Origin of the sequence: Cellulomonas jepli (assembly GCF_047229345.1) — a bacterium.
GTDB lineage: Bacteria > Actinomycetota > Actinomycetes > Actinomycetales > Cellulomonadaceae > Cellulomonas_A.
This window is the reverse complement of the sequence record NZ_JBFTER010000103.1, coordinates 1-18,684: the sequence shown is the minus strand read 5'-3', so window position 1 is coordinate 18,684 and position 18,684 is coordinate 1. Positions and strand designations below refer to the sequence as shown.

General features: G+C 75.9%; 14 protein-coding genes. 5 read left to right on the top strand and 9 right to left on the bottom strand.

The window, feature by feature from the left end; genetic code table 11:
* From AB6N24_RS19035 to AB6N24_RS19015, 5 genes are all read right to left on the bottom strand, one after another.
* Positions 1-948: DNA ligase LigA-related protein (locus AB6N24_RS19035; RefSeq protein WP_489672065.1), on the bottom strand; the 948-nt coding region annotated here is incomplete at its 3' end.
* Between the two features lie 74 nt (positions 949-1,022).
* Entirely contained in the window at positions 1,023-1,397 is a 375-nt protein-coding gene (locus AB6N24_RS19030) for a hypothetical protein (protein ID WP_412870951.1), read from the bottom strand.
* A gap of 8 nt (positions 1,398-1,405) precedes the next feature.
* Positions 1,406-2,434, bottom strand: a complete 1,029-nt coding sequence (locus tag AB6N24_RS19025) for a uroporphyrinogen decarboxylase/cobalamine-independent methonine synthase family protein (protein ID WP_412870950.1) — start codon at positions 2,432-2,434, stop codon at positions 1,406-1,408.
* Complete coding sequence (mnmA, locus tag AB6N24_RS19020; RefSeq protein ID WP_412870949.1) at positions 2,431-3,633, bottom strand: tRNA 2-thiouridine(34) synthase MnmA; 1,203 nt, start codon at positions 3,631-3,633, stop codon at positions 2,431-2,433. Before mnmA ends, AB6N24_RS19025 begins: the two co-directional genes overlap by 4 nt.
* Positions 3,633-4,889 carry a cysteine desulfurase family protein gene (locus AB6N24_RS19015; protein ID WP_412870948.1) on the bottom strand — a complete coding sequence of 419 codons (1,257 nt, stop codon included), beginning with the start codon at positions 4,887-4,889 and terminating at the stop codon, positions 3,633-3,635. Before AB6N24_RS19015 ends, mnmA begins: the two co-directional genes overlap by 1 nt.
* 38 nt (positions 4,890-4,927) lie before the next feature.
* Here AB6N24_RS19015 and AB6N24_RS19010 point away from each other — a divergent pair, with 38 nt between their 5' ends.
* Both AB6N24_RS19010 and AB6N24_RS19005 read left to right on the top strand, forming a co-directional pair.
* Positions 4,928-5,917 (top strand): phosphotransferase family protein, encoded by a 990-nt coding sequence (locus AB6N24_RS19010; RefSeq protein WP_412870947.1) that lies wholly within the window; start codon positions 4,928-4,930, stop codon positions 5,915-5,917.
* 302 nt (positions 5,918-6,219) lie between these two features.
* Complete coding sequence (locus tag AB6N24_RS19005; protein ID WP_412870946.1) at positions 6,220-7,920, top strand: glucuronyl esterase domain-containing protein; 1,701 nt, start codon at positions 6,220-6,222, stop codon at positions 7,918-7,920.
* A gap of 97 nt (positions 7,921-8,017) precedes the next feature.
* Here AB6N24_RS19005 and AB6N24_RS19000 read toward each other — a convergent pair whose 3' ends face one another.
* A complete protein-coding gene (locus tag AB6N24_RS19000; RefSeq protein ID WP_412870945.1) occupies positions 8,018-9,025 on the bottom strand; it encodes an electron transfer flavoprotein subunit alpha/FixB family protein in 1,008 nt (335 codons plus the stop codon).
* 28 nt (positions 9,026-9,053) lie between these two features.
* Positions 9,054-9,842: an electron transfer flavoprotein subunit beta/FixA family protein gene (locus AB6N24_RS18995; protein ID WP_412870944.1), complete on the bottom strand. Its 789-nt coding sequence runs from the start codon at positions 9,840-9,842 to the stop codon at positions 9,054-9,056.
* A 72-nt stretch (positions 9,843-9,914) separates the two neighbouring features.
* Between AB6N24_RS18995 and glgX the strand changes: the two genes are divergently transcribed.
* Entirely contained in the window at positions 9,915-12,194 is a 2,280-nt protein-coding gene (gene glgX / locus AB6N24_RS18990; protein WP_412870943.1) for a glycogen debranching protein GlgX, read from the top strand.
* Between the two features lie 145 nt (positions 12,195-12,339).
* Entirely contained in the window at positions 12,340-13,149 is an 810-nt protein-coding gene (locus AB6N24_RS18985; RefSeq protein WP_412870942.1) for a metal-dependent hydrolase, read from the top strand.
* An 82-nt stretch (positions 13,150-13,231) separates the two neighbouring features.
* Here the strand turns inward: AB6N24_RS18985 and AB6N24_RS18980 are convergent, their stop codons facing one another.
* Complete coding sequence (locus AB6N24_RS18980) at positions 13,232-13,840, bottom strand: hypothetical protein (RefSeq protein ID WP_412870941.1); 609 nt, start codon at positions 13,838-13,840, stop codon at positions 13,232-13,234.
* Between the two features lie 111 nt (positions 13,841-13,951).
* On the opposite strand from AB6N24_RS18980, the gene AB6N24_RS18975 reads away from it, so the two are divergent.
* Entirely contained in the window at positions 13,952-15,625 is a 1,674-nt protein-coding gene (locus AB6N24_RS18975; protein ID WP_412870940.1) for an FAD-binding dehydrogenase, read from the top strand.
* A gap of 120 nt (positions 15,626-15,745) precedes the next feature.
* Here the strand turns inward: AB6N24_RS18975 and glgP are convergent, their stop codons facing one another.
* Positions 15,746-18,334, bottom strand: coding sequence for an alpha-glucan family phosphorylase (gene glgP / locus AB6N24_RS18970; RefSeq protein WP_412870939.1), 2,589 nt, complete (start codon positions 18,332-18,334; stop codon positions 15,746-15,748).
* Positions 18,335-18,684: the final 350 nt, after the last annotated feature.

The window sequence follows — 18,684 nt, the reverse complement described above, 5'->3', positions numbered from 1 at the left end:
GTGCTCGACGTCGTGCCGGTGCTCGCCGTAGTGGTCGATCATCTGCTGCGCCTCGGGCAGCCCCGGGACGACGCGCGTGTGCCCCGACACCGGGACGCCCCAGCCCGCGAGCAGGTCGTAGACCTGGGACTGCCGCTCGAGGGCCGTCGACCCCGGTCCCCAGCGCAACGCCCCGATGCCGTGCGCGTACATCCGCAGGTCGCGGGACGCGGTCACGCGCGGGTCCTTCTGCCGCAGCGAGCCGGCGGCGGCGTTGCGGGGGTTGGCGAACGGCGCCTTGCCCGCCGCGACCTGCGCCGCGTTGAGGTCCGCGAAGGCCTCGACGGGGAAGAACACCTCGCCGCGCACCTCGATGAGCTCGGGGTGCGTCGCCGGGTCGCCCGCGAGCACGTGCGGGACGGTGCTGATGGTCCGGACGTTGAGCGTGACGTCCTCGCCCGTCCGCCCGTCGCCGCGCGTGGCGGCACGCACGAGCCGGCCGTTCTCGTAGAGCAGCGCGATCGCGAGGCCGTCGATCTTGAGCTCGCACAGGTAGTGCAGGCCGCCGTCGGGGACCGTCTCGAGGTCGCGGTGCACGCGCTCGGCCCACGCCGCGACGTCCTCGGCGGAGAACGCGTTGTCGAGCGAGAGCATGCGCTCGACGTGGTCGACCGCGGTGAACTCGGTCGAGAACGTGCCGCCGACCTTCTGCGTCGGCGAGTCGGGCGTGCGCAGGTCCGGGTGCGCGTCCTCGAGGGCCTCGAGCCGGCGCAGCGTCTCGTCGTACTCCGCGTCGCTGATGGTCGGGGCGTCGCGCACGTAGTAGGCGAACTGCGCGTCCCGCACCCGGTCGGCGAGCTCGGTCCACTCGCGCTGCACCTCGGGCGGTGCGGCGTCGCGGGGGGCGCCCGGGGCTGCGGCGTCCTGCGACGCGGGGAGGTCGGCGGCGGGCGGGGTCGCGGTGCTCACCGGCACATCATCGCAACGCCCACCCACGCACCGCGCCCGCGGCGCGCGCCCGGCGGCGACGCCGCGCGACGAGGTCAGCCGCGACGGCCCACCACGAACACCCCGGCGACGAGCCCGATGCCGCCGAGCGCCGCGACCGCTGCCGCGCCGAACACCGCGGTGGACGAGCGCTGCACGACGACCTCGCGCGGCTCGCCGTCCACGGTCCACGTGCAGATCGCCTGCGGCGGGAACGCCGTGTAGCGGATGTCCGTCCCGTCGGCGGCGGCGTCGTACGCGGCGAGGCACGGCTCGTCGAGCACGGCACCGGCACGCAGCGTCCCGACCCCGAGCGAGATCCACAGCACCGCGAGGGTCAGCACGCCGAGCAGCGCGACGCCCGAGCCGACGAGCAGCAGCAGCGCGCGCCGGCGCGGGTCGAGGCGGGGGCTCGCGCCGGGAGCGCTCATGTCGGGGGTCATCCTTCGGCTCGCTCGGCGACGATCAGGGCGGCACGCACGGTACCCGCGAGCGCACCCCGGGCGTCGTCGGGTGTCGCCCCGGGACCGACGGGCGGGGCGAGCACGACGACGTCGCGCAGCCGCTCGGCGGGCAGGCCGACCCGACGCCACGGTTCGAGGAGCACGGCGGCCTGGCCCGCGACGTCCGGCCCCGCGCACTGCGACGACGCCTGCGGCGGGAGCTCGGCCCACAGCGCGGTGCCGCGCTCGACGAGCTCGGCGACCCGCTCCCACGCACGCTCGTCGAAGCCGCCGACCGCGAGCGCGACGGCGTCGGCCCCCGAGTCCGCGACGGTGGCGATCGAGGACCAGGCCGACCCGCCGTGCACGACGACGCGCTCTGGCGCGGCGGCACCGGCACCGCGCAGCGCACCCGTGACCGCGCGCAGCCGCTCGGCGGCGACCGGGGCGCGCACGGGCCGCAGCGCGGAGTAGCCGGAGAAGCTCGGCAGCACGCCCGCGACGACCTGCGCGAGCAGCGGCTCGTGCAGCACGACCGAGACCGCCGCCCCCGGCACGGCCCGGCGCACGGCGGCGAGGTGCTCCACGAGGCCGGCCCCGAGGGACTCGGCGAGCTCGCTGACCGCACCGGCGTCCGCGAGCACCCGGTCCCCGCGCGCGAGGTACAGCGACGCCGCGAGCGTGAGCGGGCCGACGACAGGCACGACGAGCGGCCCGGCGTACCCGTGCGCGGCGACCGCGAGCACGTCGAGCCCCTCGCGGACGAGCGCCCGCGCACGCGACTGGTCGTGGCCGGGGCGGTCCGCGAGCTTCCAGCCGTGCACGCCGAGCTCGACGGGCAGGTCGACGAGCAGCGCCGCGGTCGAGGCGGTCGCGTCCGCCCACGGTCCGCGCGCCGGCAGCCGCACGAGGAACGGGAGACCGTCGAGCCCCTCGGGGGTGTCCGCGAGGTCGCCCACGACGACGCTCTGCGCGTCGAGCAGGTCCTCCCCCGGCCAGACCGGGTGGCCGCTGACGCCCGTCACGCGCGGTGGGCCGGGGTCGGCGCCGCGTCGGGCGTCGAGGCGGCAGGCGACGGCACCGCAGCCGTGGGCACCCCAGGCGTCGGCGCGGCACCCGTCGGCACCGCTGGCGTCGTCGACGCCACGGTCGCCTGCCCGAGCACGCGCGTGCCGTCGTACAGCACGAGCGACTGGCCGGGCGCGACGCCGTGCAGCGCGCGCTGCGGGCCGTCGACCGTGACGTCGACCTCGACCGCGCCGCCCTCGACCGCCCGGGCCCGCGCGGCGACCGGCACGCCGTGCGCGCGGACCTGCACCTCGCACCGGAACCACCCGGTCCCCGGCTCGGCGAACCAGACGGCGGACTCCCCCGCGATGCCCGCGACCTCGAGCGCCTCGACGGGCCCGACGACGACGCGCCGGTTCACGGGCTCGACCGCGAGCACGTACCGGGGACGCCCGTCGGGCGCCGGCCGCCCGATCGCGAGGCCCTTGCGCTGCCCGACGGTGTACGCGTACGCACCGTCGTGCGCACCGACGACGGTCCCGTCGGCGTCGACGATGTCGCCGGGCTGCGAGCCGAGCCGGTCGCGCAGGAACCCCTGGGTGTCCCCGTCGGCGACGAAGCAGATGTCGTACGAGTCGGGCTTGGCCGACACCGACAGCCCGCGCGCGGCTGCCTCGGCCCGCACCTCGTCCTTGGACGTGACCTCGCCGAGCGGGAACATCGCGCGGGCGAGCCGCTCGGGGCCCATCACGGCGAGCACGTACGACTGGTCCTTGGCCGCGTCGCGCGAGCGGTGCAGCTCGCGCGTGCCGTCGGGGCGGGTCACGACGCTCGCGTAGTGCCCGGTGCAGACCGCGTCGAAGCCGAGCGCGAGCGCCTTGTCGAGCAGCGCCTCGAACTTGATGTGCTCGTTGCAGCGCACGCACGGGTTGGGCGTGCGGCCCGCGGCGTACTCGCTGAGGAAGTCGGCGACGACGGTGTCCTCGAAGCGCTCCGAGAGGTCCCACACGTAGTACGGGATGCCGAGCACGTCCGCGGCGCGCCTGGCGTCACCGGCGTCCTCGATCGAGCAGCAGCCGCGCGAGCCCGTGCGGAACTGGTCCCGCGTGCGGGAGAGCGCCATGTGGACCGCGACGACGTCGTGTCCGGCGTCGACCGCGCGCGCCGCGGCGACGGCCGAGTCGACCCCGCCGGACAGGGCCGCGAGCACGCGCATCAGCGGGCCCCGCTCGGCTGGTGGTGCGCGCGGCCGGCGCGCTCACGGTCGGTGCGGTCGCGGTCGCGGTCGCGGTCCGACCGGCCGGCGAGCCCCGCCGCCTGCGCCCGGTCGACGACGCCCGGGAGCGCCGCGAGGAGCGCGTCGACGTCGGCGCGCGTCGACGTGTGGCCGAGCGAGAACCGGAGCGCGCCGCGCGCGTCGTCCTCGTCGACCCCCATCGCGAGCAGCACGTGGCTCGGTCGCGGGACGCCTGCCTGGCACGCCGACCCCGTCGAGCACGCGACCCCCGCCGAGTCGAGCAGGTACAGCAGCGAGTCGCCCTCGCACCCGGGGAAGGTGAAATGCGCGTTGGCGGGGAGCCGGCGCGCGGCGTCCTGCGGGCCACGCAGCACGGCGCCCGGGACGGCGGCCCGCACCCCGGCGACGAGCGCGTCGCGCAGCTCCGTGAGCCGGGCCGCGGTCGCCTCGCGCGCCGCCACCGCCGCGTCGACCGCGACGGCGAACGACGCGATCGCGGGCGCGTCGAGCGTCCCGGACCGGACGCCGCGCTCCTGCCCGCCGCCGTGCAGGACGGGCGTGAGCTCGAGCCCGCGGCGTGCGAGCAGCGCCCCGACGCCGCCCGGCCCGCCGACCTTGTGGCCGCTCACCGTGAGCGCGTCGAGGCCCGAGGCGGCGAAGTCGACGGGCACCTGGCCCACGGCCTGGACCGCGTCGGCGTGCACGGGGATGCCGTGGCGGCGCGCGAGCGAGACGACGTCGTGCAGCGGCTGCAGCGCTCCCACCTCGTTGTTCGCCCACATCACCGAGATCAGCGCGACCTGCTCGGCGTGCTCGTCGAGCTCGGCCCGCAGCGCGTCGACGTCGAGCACCCCGTCCCCGTCGACGGGCAGGAGCACGATCTCGGCGCCCGCGTGCTCGGCCATCCAGAACGCGGGGTCGAGCACCGCGTGGTGCTCGACGGCGGACACGAGGATGCGTCGCCGCGACGGGTCGTGGGTGCGCCGGCCCCAGAAGAGACCCTTGACGGCGAGGTTGTCCGCCTCGGTCCCCCCGCCGGTCACGACGACCTCGCTGGGGCGCGCGCCGAGGGCCGCCGCGAGACGCTCGCGGCCCTCCTCGACGGTGCGCCGCGCCGCCCGTCCGGCGGCGTGCAGCGACGACGGGTTGCCGGTCCGGACCAGGTGCTCGGTGAGGACGGCGACCGCCTCGGGGAGCATCGGCGTGGTCGCCGCGTGGTCCAGATAGACACTCACCTGCACGAGTGTACGAACCGCGCTGGCAGGATGTGTGCGTGAGTCCCGACGCCGTCTACCCCTCGCCGCTCGCCTTCAGCGGTCAGCGCCTCGACTGGCGCGACCTGCCGAGGTCCGTGCGCGCGCGGATCGCGGAGCTCGCGGGGTCCCAGGTGAGCGCCGAGACGAGCGCGACGACGGGGTTCAGCCCGGGGTTCGCCGCGGTCCTCGAGCTGGCGGACGGTCGCGGGGTGTTCGTCAAGGCGGTCTCCCCCGAGCAGAACCCGACGTCCCCCGAGTTCGCCCGGGCGGAGATCCGTGCGGCGGCCGCGCTCCCGCCCGAGGTCCCCGCGCCGCGCCTGCTGTGGTTCGACGAGGACGACGACTGGGTGCTGCTGGGGTTCGAGGTCTCGCACGGGCGCCCGCCGCTCCTGCCGTGGGACCGCGAGGAGCTCGCGCTCGTGCTCGACGCGCTCGTGCCGCTGGCCCACGCGCAGCCGCTGCCCGGGCACCGGCTGCCGCGCACGGACGACCTGCTCGCGCCCGACTTCGTCGGCTGGCGCTCGCTCGCCCGGTGGCCGCACGAGGAGCTCGCGGTCGCCGCCCGGACGGCCGGCGACCTGGGCCGGTGGGCGCACGAGCACCTCGACGACCTCGTGCGCTGGGAGCAGGAGGCGCTGCGGGTCTGCGCCGGCGACGCGCTCGTGCACGGCGACCTGCGGGCCGACAACATCATGATCGACCGTGACCGGAACCGGGTCGCGCTCATCGACTGGCCGCACGCGAGCGTCGGGGCGCCGTGGCTCGACCTGGCTTTCATGCTGCCGAGCATCGCGATGCAGGGCGGGGGCGACCCGCAGGAGATCTTCTGGTCGCACCCGGTCTCGGAGGGCGTGGCGCCCGAGGACCTGCGGGCCGGGCTCGCCGGTCTCGCGGGCTTCTTCGCCTACGGGTCGCTTCAGCCGGCGCCGCTCGGGATCCCCAACCTGCGGCGCTTCCAGCGGGCCCAGGGTGCACAGGCCCTGGCCTGGCTGCGCCAGCTCGCCTGACGCCGGGCCCGAAAGTTGCGCGTGTGAGCTCGCACATCGCTCGCGCCGGCACCACCGCCGCTCGTGCGACCGCCGGGTCGCGCTGTCGTGAACGGCCGCGCGCGTAGCCGCTGGTCGCGGCCCTGCGACGGACCCGCGCCGCTTTCCACCGGTGAAGATGCGACCAAAGGGTTTCAGTCGCTGGACAGCACCTCCGCCGGCCCGGACTCTCGGGTCGACCGGGAAGGATCCCGGGAAGAAGGGCGATAGTTTCGCGGTCTCCTCGATGGCGAGGCGTCGCCTCCACCCGGAGGGAGAGCCCTGTGACCGCACCAGACCGCTCGAAGCGCCGCGCCACCGTCGTCGTCCTGGCCGTGGCCGCGCTCGCGGCCGCCGCGTCGCTCGCCGACGTCCGGCGCGCCGAGACGGCCCACGCGGCGGCGCCGTTCGCCTCGGCCGTCGAGAACGAGGGTGCCGGCTGCGCCGTGCCGACCCTGCCCGACGCGGCGTCGCTGCCCACCCACGCCCAGCTGCCCGACCCCTTCGCGCGCCTGGACGGTACCCGCATCGCCTCGCGCGCCGACTGGCGCTGCCAGCGTGAGCTCACGCGCCGGCTCGCCGAGAGATTCGTCTACGGCGAGAAGCCCGCGAGGCCGACGGTCTCCGGGTCCGTGTCGCGGACCAGCATCACCGTGACCACGTCCCACCAGGGCCGGAGCTCGAGCTTCTCCGCCAAGGTCGACCTCCCCAGCGGCACCGGACCGTTTCCCGCCGTGATCGTCTACGGCGGGTTCGGCGGCGACACCGCCGCGATCAAGGCCGCCGGGGCCGCCGTCATCAGCTACGACCCGTACGCCGTCGGCAAGGAGGGCACCGGGCGGGCGAACAAGCAGGGCGCGTTCTACACGCTCTACGGCTCGTCGAGCAGCACCGGGCTCCTGATGTCCTGGGCCTGGGGCGTGAGCCGGATCATCGACGTGATCGAGCAGTCGGGCGGCACGGTCCTGAAGGCCGACGCGACCGGCGTCACCGGGTGCTCGCGGTTCGGCAAGGGCGCGTTCGTCGCGGGCGCGTTCGACCAGCGCATCGCGCTCACGATGCCCATCGAGTCCGGCAGCGCGGGCGTGCCGATCTTCCGCGGCATCCCCGGCGAGGGCGCGCAGAGCCTGAGCAGCGCCTACGGCGAGCAGCCGTGGCTCGGCGACGCGTTCGGCACCTTCACCGGGAGCCCCGACCGGCTGCCGATCGACACCCACCAGGTCGTCGGCCTCGTCGCGCCGCGCGGGCTCCTCGTCATGGACAACCCGCACATCGCCAACCTGGGCCCGCGGTCCGCGAGCGTCGCTGCGCTCGGCGGCGCGGAGGTCTACCGGGCGCTCGGCGCGGGCGAGAACCTGACGTACTGGTCCGACGTGCAGGACGGCAGCCACTGCGCCAACCGCCCCGAGTGGCGCACGCCGCTGCAGCAGAACATCCAGAAGTTCCTGCTCGGTACCGGCAGCGCACCCGGCGTCGTCCGCATCTCGAGCCGCGCGCAGGGCTCGCTCGCGCAGTGGCGCTCCTGGCAGACGCCGACCCTGCCCGCCGGCCCGGAGCCGACGCCCACCGTGACGCCGACGCCGACGCCGACGGTCACCTCGGGGCCGACGCCGACGCCGACGCCGACGGTCACCTCGGGGCCGACGCCGACCCCGAGCACCACGCCGACACCGACACCGACCGCGCAGCCGGGCACGGGCTGCACCGCCCTCACCTCGGTCAACCAGTGGAACGGCGGCTTCGTCGTGAGCGTGCGGGTCACCGCCGGGTCGTCGGCGATCCGGGGCTGGACCGTCGGCCTGACCCTGCCGGCCGGGGCGACCATCACGAGCGCCTGGAACGCGGACCGCAGCGCGAGCTCCGGCGCGGTGCGGCTGACGAACGTCGGCTGGAACGGCGTGCTCGGCGCCGGTCAGGCGACCGAGGTCGGCTTCCAGGCCACCGGCAGCGGCAGCGGGATCACCGCGACCTGCACGGCGACCTGACCGACACCGAGCTGACAGACGCCGACGGGCCGGTGCGGCGGGGACGTCCCCGCCGCACCGGCCCGTTCGTGCGTTCCCGGGACGAGCCCGGTCGCCGTCAGCCCTGGAGGCGTCGCAGCTCGGCCGCGGTCTGCGGCAGCACCGTGAACAGGTCGCCCACGATGCCGTAGTCCGCGATCTCGAAGATCGGCGACTCGGGGTCGGAGTTCACGGCGACGATCGTGCCGGACGACTGCATCCCGCCGCGGTGGTGGACCGCACCCGAGACGCCCGCGCCGATGTAGAGCTTGGGGGCGATCGTGACGCCGGTCTGGCCGATCTGCGCGTCGTGCCCGATCCAGCCCTCGTCGGTCGCGACGCGCGTGGCGCCGACCGCCCCGCCGAGCACGTCCGCGAGCTCCTCGACCGCGGAGAAGTCGCCGTTGGTGCCGCGCCCGCCGACGACGACGACCTGCGCCTCGCCGAGCGCCGGGCGGTCGGACGCGACGCGCTCGGTGTGCTCGACGACGCTGGCCCGGCCCGCCGCCTCGCTCACGGCGACGGACAGCCGCTCGATCGCGGGGACGGTCGGGGCGTCCGCGGGGACGGCCTGGACCGAGTTGGCCTTGAGCGCGACGACCGCGAGGTCCGTGCGGATCGCGCAGCGCGTGTTCCAGGTGCCCGCGAACACCGTCTTCGCGGCGACGACGCGGCCCTGGTCGTCGACCTCGGCGCCCGAGGCGTCGACGACGGCACCGGCGCGCGCCGCGAGCCCGACGTGGGCCGCGACCTCCTTGTTCTCGAACGACGAGGTCAGCAGCAGGGCCGACGCCCCCGTGCCGGTCGCGAGCGCCGTGAGGCCCTCCGCGACGACCGGGGCGAGCCGCGCGTCGGCGGAGCCCAGGTCGACGACGTGCACGGCCTCGACGCCGTGCTCGCCGAGCTGGGCGAGCGTCGCGTCGTCGGGCCCGGCCGCAGCGGGGGTGCCGGCGGCGGCGACCCACGCGCCGCGCACGGTGCCGAGCCCGCGGGCGATGGTGAGGAGCTCGAGGACGGTCGTGCGCAGGGCACCGGTCGACGCGTGGTCGAGCAGCACGAGCACGGGGCCGGTCAGGGTCGTCGTCATGATGGTGCGGTCCTCCGGGACTCGGTGCTCAGACCAGCTTGTTCTCGACGAGCCACGCGGCGAGCCGCAGACCCGCCTCGCCGTCGTCGTTGACCAGCACGCGGTTCTCGCGCGCAGGGCGCGGGGCCGCCTCGACGACCTCGGTCCACGCGGCGTCGCCGCCGACCGACGCGGGGTCGACACCCAGGTCGGCGAGCGTGAGCACGTCGACGGGCTTCTTGCGGGCGGCCATGATGCCCTTGAAGTTCGGGTAGCGCGGGTCGTTGGCCTGGTCGGTGACCGAGACGAGCGCCGGCAGCGGCGCGGTGAGGACCTCGCTCGCGTGGTCGAGCTCGCGGCGCACCGTGACGGCGCCGTCGGCGACCGTGAGCTCCGCGGCGAGCGTGAGCTGCGGCAGGTCGAGCAGGTGCGCGAGCGCGCTCGGCAGCAGCGACGTCAGGCCGTCGAGCCCGGCCATGCCGGTCACCACGAGGTCGACGGGCGCGTCCGCGCCGATCCGGCGGATCGCGGCGGCGAGCACCGTCGCGGTGCCGAACGCGTCGGACCCGGCGACCGCGTCGTCGAGCACGTGGACCGCCTGCTCGGCGCCCATCTGCAGGCCCTTGCGGACCGCGTCGACCGCGTCCTCCGGCCCGACGGTGAGCGCGACGACCTCGCCGCCGTGCTCCTCGACGAGCGCGAGCGCCGCCTCGAGGGCGTTCTCGTCGAGCTCGTTGAGCGTCCCGTCCCCCTGGTCGCGCACGACGCGACCGTCGGGTCCGAGCGCCCGCTCCGACTGGATGTCCGGCACGTGCTTGACGCACACCACGATTCTCACGCGCGGAACGTTACCCGCACCGGCCGAGGTCACCCACCGAGTGTCCAGTGCCGGAAACGTCGGGGGTTCACAATGGGCGCCGTGCACCACGCCGAACCGCCCCAGCCCGCCGCGCCCCGCCGCCGGCCCGTGCCCCCCCTCGGCGTCCACGTCGTCGACGGGGGCGTGAGCGTCGCCGTGCGCGCGCCGCACGCCCGCGCCGTCGACCTGTGCCTGCTCGACGCGCCCGGGGCCGGCGGGACCGCCCCGGACGCGTCCGCCGGTGCGGCGCCGGCGTGGGACGAGCGGCGCATCCCGCTCGACGGCCCCGAGCACGGGGTCTTCTGGGCGTACGTCGACGGCGTCACCCCCGGTCAGCGGTACGGGTTCCGCGCGCACGGGGCGTGGGACCCCGTCGGCGGGCACCGCTACAACCCCGCGAAGCTGCTCGTCGACCCCTACGCCCGCGGGCTCGTCGGCGAGGTCGCGCACCGGCCCGAGACCTACGGGCACGTCGTCGGCGACGACCTCGTCGGCGACCCCTACGGTGCGGCGGACCCGCGCGACTCCGCGCCGCACGTGCCGCACTCGGTCGTCGTCGACGCCCGTGCGGTGCGCGCTCTGGGTCCCGACCCCGCCGCCAACCGGCCGGCCGTCCCCTGGTCGGAGACCGTCGTCTACGAGGCGCACGTGCGCGGGCTCACGCAGCAGCTGCCCGCGCTGCCGCCCGAGCGGCGCGGCACGTACGCGGGCCTCGCGCACCCCGCGACGCTCGACCACCTGCTGTCCCTCGGGGTCACGGCGGTCGAGCTGCTCCCGGTGCACGCGTCCGCCTCGGAGCCGCACCTGCTCGACCGGGGGCTGACCAACTACTGGGGGTACAACACCCTCGGCTTCTTCGCCCCGCACGCGGCGTACGCCACGCAGGCCGCGCGCGACGCCGGCCCGGCGGCGGTGCTCGCCGAGGTGCGCGCCGCCGTGCACGCGCTGCACGAGGCGGGGCTCGAGGTCCTGCTCGACGTCGTCTACAACCACACGTGCGAGGGCGGGCTGCCCGGGCAGCACCTGAGCTGGCGCGGGCTCGACAACGCGCGCTACTACCTGCACGACGGCGGCTCCCCCGCGGCGCTCACGGACATGACCGGGACCGGGAACTCCCTCGACTTCCGGCGCCCCGAGGTCGTGCAGCTCGCCCTGGACTCGCTGCGGTACTGGGCCGACGAGATCGGTGTCGACGGCTACCGCTTCGACCTCGCGGTCACGCTCGGCCGCGGGCCCGACGGCTACGACCCCGACCACCCGTTCCTCGTCGCACTCACGACCGACCCGAGCCTGCACGGGCTCAAGCTCGTCGCCGAGCCCTGGGACGTCGGCCCCGGCGGGTGGCGCACGGGGCACTTCCCCGCGCCGATGGCCGAGTGGAACGACCGGTTCCGGGACGCCGTCCGCTCGTTCTGGCTCGCCGACCCCGCACGCGCGGCGCACGGCCTGCCCGGGCACCGGGTCCGTGCGCTCGCGACCCGCCTGGCCGGCTCGGTCGACCTGTTCGGCCACGGCGACCCGCCGCTCGCGCGCGGTCCCGTCGCGTCGGTCAACTACGTCACGGCGCACGACGGCTTCACGATGGCCGACCTCGTCGCCTACGAGCACAAGCACAACGCCGCGAACGGCGAGAACAACCGCGACGGGTCGAACGACAACCGGTCGTGGAACCACGGCATCGAGGGTCCGCTGCGTGCGGACTCCGTCGGCGCCGACATCCTGCCGCTGCGCCGCCGCTCGATCCGCAACCTGTTCGCGACGCTGGTGCTCGCCGCCGGGACGCCCATGATCACCGCGGGCGACGAGCTCGGCCGGACCCAGCTCGGCAACAACAACGCGTACTGCCAGGACGGCGAGCTCTCCTGGGTGTCGTGGGACCTCGCACCGTGGCGGCAGGACATGCTCGCGACCGCGCGCCACCTCGTGCGCCTGCGGCGGGAGAACGCGGCGCTGCGTGCGACGCGGTTCTACACCGGCGCGCCCGTGACGGAGGGCGGCCCGCCGGACCTCGCCTGGTTCGGGCCCGACGGCGTCGAGCTCGACCACGCCCGCTGGCACGACCCGTCGATCCGCACGCTCCAGATGGTCCGGGCCGCGGCCGACGGGGGCCGCAGCGTGCTGCTCGCGGTGAACGGCGCGCTCGATCCCGTCGAGGTCGCGCTCGCCGCGGCGCCGGGGCCCGGCTGGGAGCTCGCGTGGGACTCCACGTGGGAGCGCCCCGACGAGCTGAGCGCGGCGGCGATCAACGGCGCGCTGCACCCGGCGCCCGGGGAGCGCGTGCTGGTCGAGGCGCTGAGCATGCGGGTCTACCTGACACGCACCACGCCCTGACGCAGCGCACCGATCCCGGCCCGGCACCGCCCTGACCTGCGCCTTCTATCACGATCCGCCCGTGTTCGTGCCGTAGTAGGTTCCGGCGCCGGGCGGGCCGTCGAGGTCCGTCGGCGACGACGGCACGACGGGAGAGCTCGGCACGATGATGGGCGCGAACCACGCGGCGACCGGGGCCGCGGCCTGGTTCGCCGTCGCCGGCTCCGGACCGCTGATGCTCGGGTGGTACCCGGTGCACTCGAGCGGGCTGCTGATCGGCGCCGCGGTGTGCGCGGGTGCCGCGATGCTGCCCGACGCCGACCACCACGCCGGCACGATCAGCCACTCGCTGCCGCCCCTCTCGCGCCTCGTCACCCGCGGCGTCGCGCACGTCTCGGGCGGTCACCGGCACGGCACGCACTCGCTGCTGGGCATCCTGGTGTTCGCGGCCCTCGGCGCACTGCTCGGCGCCGTGCGGGTGCCGAGCCCGGTCGGGACGCTCGCCGTCGGCGCCGGCGTGATCTCGCTGCTGCTCGTCGCGTACGCCGCGAAGGCCCTGCGCATGACGAGCGACGCCACCTGGCTCCGCTCGTGGCTGCTCGCGACCGGCGTCGCCGCGGCGATCACGGTCTTCGCCCCCGAGGACCCCACGTGGCTCGCGGTGTGCGTCGGGCTCGGCGCGGCCGTGCACGTGCTCGGCGACGCGCTGACGACCGGCGGGGTGCCGCTGCTGTGGCCGTGGACGCCCGACCCTCCGCGGTGGTGGGCGGAGAACCGGGTGCTGCGGCGCGTGTGGCAGCGCAATGGCTGGGGCGGGGTGCCCGTGCTCGGACGGACGGGTTCGGTGCGCGAGTGGCTCCTCGCGGTGCCGGTGAGCCTGTACGCGACCTACGGGCTCGTCGTGGCGTTCGTCGGGATGCTCGAGTCGGCGTCGCGGTGGCTGCCCGCGCGCGTGCTCGCGCAGCTCACGGGCTGACCGGGGGCGCCGGCGCCGCGACCGCGCGGGCCCGGCGCCCCGGCACCCACAACCCCGACGACCCGGCGCCCCGGTGCCCCGCTCAGGACGTGCGGACGCCCGCGTCGCCGGCGTCCTCGTCGTCGGCCGGGGACGGGATCAGCGAGAGCGCGACGGTGAGCGCACCGAGGACCACCGCGGCGCGGGTGTGGGCGAACCGCACCCCCGCCGCGGCGCGCGCCTCACCCCGCTGGAAGAGCCAGCGCTCGGCGGCGACCGTCCCCGCGAGGGAGCCGACGCCCACGCCCGCGACGAGCACGCCGAGCGCGACGGCCCGGACGCGGGACGCACGCGACCGCGACGGGTCCACGTCGTCCCCACCGAGGGCGCGCTCCGCGCCCAGCGTGCCCGGCGCACCGCCGGCGCCGTCCGCACCGACCGTGCCGTCCGCATTGACCGAGCCGTCCGCGCTCGCGGACCGCTCGGTCGACGCCCGGCCGTCGGGAGCGGCTGCAGCAGCAGCACGGCGGGAGGCGAGCTCGGCACGCAGCTGCGGGAGCTCGACGGCGACGGACGCCGCGACCAGGCCGGCCTTCACCCAGGCGCGTGCGGTGCGGGAGGTGAGGACGTCCGGGGTCGCGTACCAAGCGGTCGTGGTCAGGCCGGAGGCCAGGGCGGTCAGGACGCGGGGCGCCGTGCGGGTCGTCGTCATGGCTCCCATCGTCGAGGGCCCGGCGCCTCGCGCGCATCCACCGCGAGCGCGACCGGGTGCCGCGCAGGCATACGCCTCAGGAGCGACCCCCGCCGCGGGTAGGGTGCCCGCATGACGGACAACGCCGACGTCGTGGTCATCGGTGCGGGCCTCGCCGGGCTCGTCGCCACCGCCGAGCTGACGCGCGCCGGGCGCCGGGTGCTCCTGCTGGACACCGAGCCGTCGTCGGGCATCGGCGGACAGGCGTGGTGGTCGTTCGGCGGGCTGTTCCTCGTCGACTCCCCCGAGCAGCGCCGCCTCGGCGTGCACGACTCCGCCGAGCTCGCGCTCGCGGACTGGCTCGGCTCCGCCGGCTTCGCGCCCGACACCGGCCCGGGCAGTCCTGACCACCACGGGCGGGCGTGGGCGGAGAGCTTCGTCGACTTCGCGGCCGGCGAGCTGCGGCCCTGGCTGCACGGCCTCGGGGTGCGGTGGTTCCCGCTCGTGCAGTGGGCCGAGCGTGGCGGCGGCCTCGCCGGGGGCCACGGCAACTCGGTCCCGCGCTTCCACGTCACGTGGGGCACCGGGCCGGGGATCGTCGAGCCGTTCGCCCGGGCGCTGCTCGACGCGCACCGCGCCGGGCTCGTCGACGTCCGCACGCGGCACCGGGCGACGGGCCTCGTGGAGCGCGACGGGCGGGTCGTCGGCGTGCGCGGTGACGTCCTCGCGGCAGCCGCGGTCGAGCGGGCCGTGCCGAGCCCGCGCGAGGTCGTCGGCGGCTTCGAGGTGTCCGCGAGCGCGGTCGTCGTCGCGACGGGCGGCATCGGCGCGAACCACGACCTCGTGCGCGCGACGTGGCCGACGACGGCGGGCCGGCTCCCGGAGCGCATGCTCTCCGGTGTCCCGGACTCGGTCGACGGCTCGGGGATCGTCGCCGCACGGGACGCGGGCGCCGCCGTCGTGCACGAGGACCGCATGTGGCACTACCCCGAGGGCATCACCAACCACTCCCCCGTGTGGGGCCGGCACGGCATCCGGATCCTGGCCGGCCCGAGCTCGCTGTGGCTCGACGCCGACGGCCACCGGCTCCCCGCCCCGCTCTTCCCCGGGTTCGACTCCCTCGGCGCGCTCCAGCACATCGCCGGCCGGGGCGACGACCACTCGTGGTTCGTGCTCGACAGGACGATCCTCGGCTCCGAGTTCGCGCTCTCGGGCTCCGAGCAGAACCCCGACCTGACCGGCAAGGACGTGCGCCTGCTGCTGCAGCGCGTGCTCCCGGGCGCGGTCGGGCCGGTCGAGGCGTTCGCCGAGGAGTCGCCCGAGTTCCTGTGGGCCGACACTCCGGCCGACCTCGCCGCGCGGATGAACGCGCTGACCGGCACCCGCCGCATCGACCCCGACGCGCTCGAGCGCACGATCCGTGAGCGGGACCAGCAGGTCGCGTCCGGGCTGGGCAAGGACCACCAGGTCGTCGCGACCGCGATGGCCCGCCGGTACGTCGTCGACCGCGTGATCCGCGTCGCGAAGCCGCACGCGATGCTCGACCCCGCGCACGGGCCGCTGCTAGCGGTGCGCCTCTCGGTGCTCACCCGCAAGACGCTCGGCGGCGTCCTCACCGACACCTCGGCACGCGCGCTGCGCCCCGACGGCACGGTGCTGCCCGGGCTGTGGGCGGTCGGCGAGGCCGCGGGCTTCGGCGGCGGCGGCGTGCACGGCCACCGCGCGCTCGAGGGCACGTTCCTCGGCGGCTGCCTGCACACCGGCCGCACCGCGGGGCGCGCGCTCGCCGCCGAGCTCGGGGACTGACGCCCGCACCCGCCTCGGGGGCTCCGTCCGGCCACGCCCGCGTACCGACGGGCCGGCGGGGACAGCGGTGAGGCCCGCCGCCGGTGATCGGCGACGGGCCCCACGGGACGTGCGGTGCGGTCAGGACGCCGCGTTGGCGACCAGCCCCACGTCGGCGATCGAGCTCAGGCCCTTGTGCTTGGGCACGACGCGCACGGTGTACCCGAACGGCCCCGAGGCGTCGAGCCGGACGTCGCCCGCGAACGCGTGGCGCCCGGCCTCGAACGTCTCGGTCGGTGCGAGCGCCGCGACGGTGAACGAGCCGAGCTCGTCGGCCTCCGAGACCTTGCCGTGCACGACCTGCACCTCGACGTCCTGCGGGCTCAGCTCGCCGAGCGAGATGTACGCCTTGACGTGCAGCGTGTCGCCGACCTTCGCGACCTCGCCGACGCCGCCGGACTCGACGTGGTCGACGCGGACCTGCGACCAGCCGGTGCGGACCTTGCTCTTCCACGCGGCGAGTTCGCGCGCGCCGTCGTAGTCGGCCGAGCCGTTGAGCGAGCGACCGCCGGCCGCGGCGGGCACGTACAGGTGCTGCACGTAGTCCGCGACCATGCGCGTGGCCTGGACCTTCGGGCCCAGCGTGGCGAGCGTGTGGCGCACCATGCTCAGCCAGTGCACCGGCAGCCCGGCGTCGTCACGGTCGTAGAAGCGCGCGGCGACCTGGTTCTCGATGAGGTCGTAGAGCGCCGACGCCTCGAGGTCGTCGCGGCGGTCCGGGTCCTCGACGCCGTCGGCCGTCGGGATCGCCCAGCCGTTCTCGCCGTCGAACCACTCGTCCCACCACCCGTCGAGGATCGAGAGGTTGAGCCCGCCGTTGAGCGCGGCCTTCATGCCCGACGTCCCGCACGCCTCGAGCGGGCGCAGCGGGTTGTTGAGCCACACGTCGCAGCCGGGGTAGAGCGTCTTGGCCATCGCGATGTCGTAGTTCGGCAGGAACACGATGCGGTGGCGGACGTCGGCCTCGTCGGTGAACCGGACGAGCTGCTGGATGAGGCGCTTGCCCTGGTCGTCGGCGGGGTGCGACTTGCCCGCGATGACGAGCTGGACCGGCTTCTCGGGGTCGAGCAGCAGCGAGCGCAGGCGCTCGGGGTCGCGCAGCATGAGCGTCAGGCGCTTGTACGTCGGCACGCGGCGCGCGAACCCGATCGTCAGCACGTCGGGCGAGAGCACGTCGTCGACCCAGCCGAGCTCCGCCGGGCTCGCCCCGCGCTGCTTCCAGGAGGACCGCAGCCGCGAGCGCGCGTCCTCGACGAGCTGGGCGCGCAGGGTGCGGCGCAGCTCCCAGAGGGCCTGGTCGCTCACGCCGTCCTCGCGCAGCCAGCCGTTGCCGGTCGCGATCTCGTCGGCGCTCAGCGCGCGGGCCGCGACGTCGACGAGGCGGCGGTCGACCCAGGTCGGGGCGTGCACGCCGTTCGTGATCGAGCTGATCGGCACCTCGGCGTCGTCGAAGCCCGGCCACAGCCCGCTGAACATCCCGCGCGAGACCGCGCCGTGCAGCAGCGAGACGCCGTTCGCGCGCCCGCCGAGCCGCAGGCCCATGAGCGCCATGTTGAACAGCAGCGGGTCGCCGCCCTCGTGGTCCTCGGCGCCGAGCGCGAGCACGCGCTCGACCGGGAGCCCCTCGACCGCGCGGTCCCCGCCGAAGTACTGCGCGACGAGCTTCGCCTCGAACCGGTCGATGCCGGCGGGCACGGGGGTGTGCGTCGTGAACACGGTCGCGGCGCGCACGGCCTCGAGCGCCTCGTCGAAGCCGAGGCCCTTCTCGGTGACGAGCTCGCGGATCCGCTCGACGCCGAGGAAGCCCGCGTGGCCCTCGTTCATGTGGAAGACCTCGGGCTCGGGCGCGCCGGTCAGGCGCGACCAGAGCCGCAGCGCGCGCACGCCGCCGACGCCGAGCAGGAGCTCCTGCTGCAGGCGGTACTCGCCGCCGCCGCCGTACAGGCGGTCGGTGACGCGGCGCGCGGCCTCGTCGTTCTCGGGGACGTTCGAGTCGAGCATGAGCAGCGGGACGCGGCCGACGGCGGCGCTCCACACGTGCGCGTGCAGCACGCGCCCGCCGGGCAGGTCGACCGTGACGACGGCGGGCGTGCCGTCCTCCTCGCGCACGAGCGTCAGCGGGAGGCCGTCGGGGTCGAGCACCGGGTACGTCTCGACCTGCCAGCCGTCGCGCGTGAGGGACTGCTTGAAGTACCCGGCGCCGTACAGCAGGCCGACGCCGACGATCGGCACGCCGAGGTCGGAGGCGCTCTTGAGGTGGTCGCCCGCAAGGATCCCGAGGCCACCGGAGTACTGCGGGAGGACCGAGGTGATGCCGAACTCGGGCGAGAAGTACGCGATCGACGTGGGCAGGCTGCCGCGCGCGTCGTCGCTCTGCTGCTGGTACCAGCGCGGGGCGCTCAGGTAGTGGTGGAGGTCCTCGACGGTCTCGCGGACGCGCTGGACGAAGGCCTCGTCCCCGGCGAGCGAGGCGAGACGCTCGGGCGCCAGGGCACCCAGCAGCGCCACGGGGTCGCGCCCGACCTGCGCGAACAGGTCGCGGTCGATCTCCGCGAACAGGTCCCGCGTGGGCGCGTGCCACGACCATCGGAGGTTGTGGGCGAGCTCGTCCAGGTCAGCGAGCTCGACCGGCAGGAGGGTACGGACCGTGAATCGTCGGATGGCTCTCACGTGCCCGAGCGTACGCACGTCGCAGCCCCGGCACACCCCACCCACGTCACGGGCGTGTGAACGCGTCGGGGCCGCCCGACCGGGACACGCCCCAGCGGATGCCCGCACGGGGAAGGAGTGGATAGGTTCGTCGTGTGACGCAGACACCTCCCCCGACCGGCCCGGACGCCGCTGCGGCGACCCCTCGGCCGGCGCGCACCCGGACGCCTCGCGCCGCGAACCCGCGCACGCCGGCCACCGCGCCGGCCGCGCCCGCCGGTGCCCCCGAAGCGGCACCGGCAGCGGCCCCGAGGAAGCGGGCCGCGGCGTCCGCCACCCCGTCGCCCGCGCCTGCGGCGCCTCCGCCACCC

Excerpts from the sequence above, each read along its gene's own strand:
- AB6N24_RS19030 (WP_412870951.1), bottom strand. The coding sequence starts at position 1,397 with ATGAGCGCTCCCGGCGCGAGCCCCCGCCTCGACCCGCGCCGGCGCGCG.
- mnmA (WP_412870949.1), bottom strand. The coding sequence starts at position 3,633 with ATGCGCGTGCTCGCGGCCCTGTCCGGCGGGGTCGACTCGGCCGTCGCC.
- AB6N24_RS19000 (WP_412870945.1), bottom strand. The coding sequence starts at position 9,025 with ATGACGACGACCCTGACCGGCCCCGTGCTCGTGCTGCTCGACCACGCG.
- glgX (WP_412870943.1), top strand. The coding sequence starts at position 9,915 with ATGGGCGCCGTGCACCACGCCGAACCGCCCCAGCCCGCCGCGCCCCGC.
- AB6N24_RS18985 (WP_412870942.1), top strand. The coding sequence starts at position 12,340 with ATGATGGGCGCGAACCACGCGGCGACCGGGGCCGCGGCCTGGTTCGCC.
- AB6N24_RS18980 (WP_412870941.1), bottom strand. The coding sequence starts at position 13,840 with ATGACGACGACCCGCACGGCGCCCCGCGTCCTGACCGCCCTGGCCTCC.
- AB6N24_RS18975 (WP_412870940.1), top strand. The coding sequence starts at position 13,952 with ATGACGGACAACGCCGACGTCGTGGTCATCGGTGCGGGCCTCGCCGGG.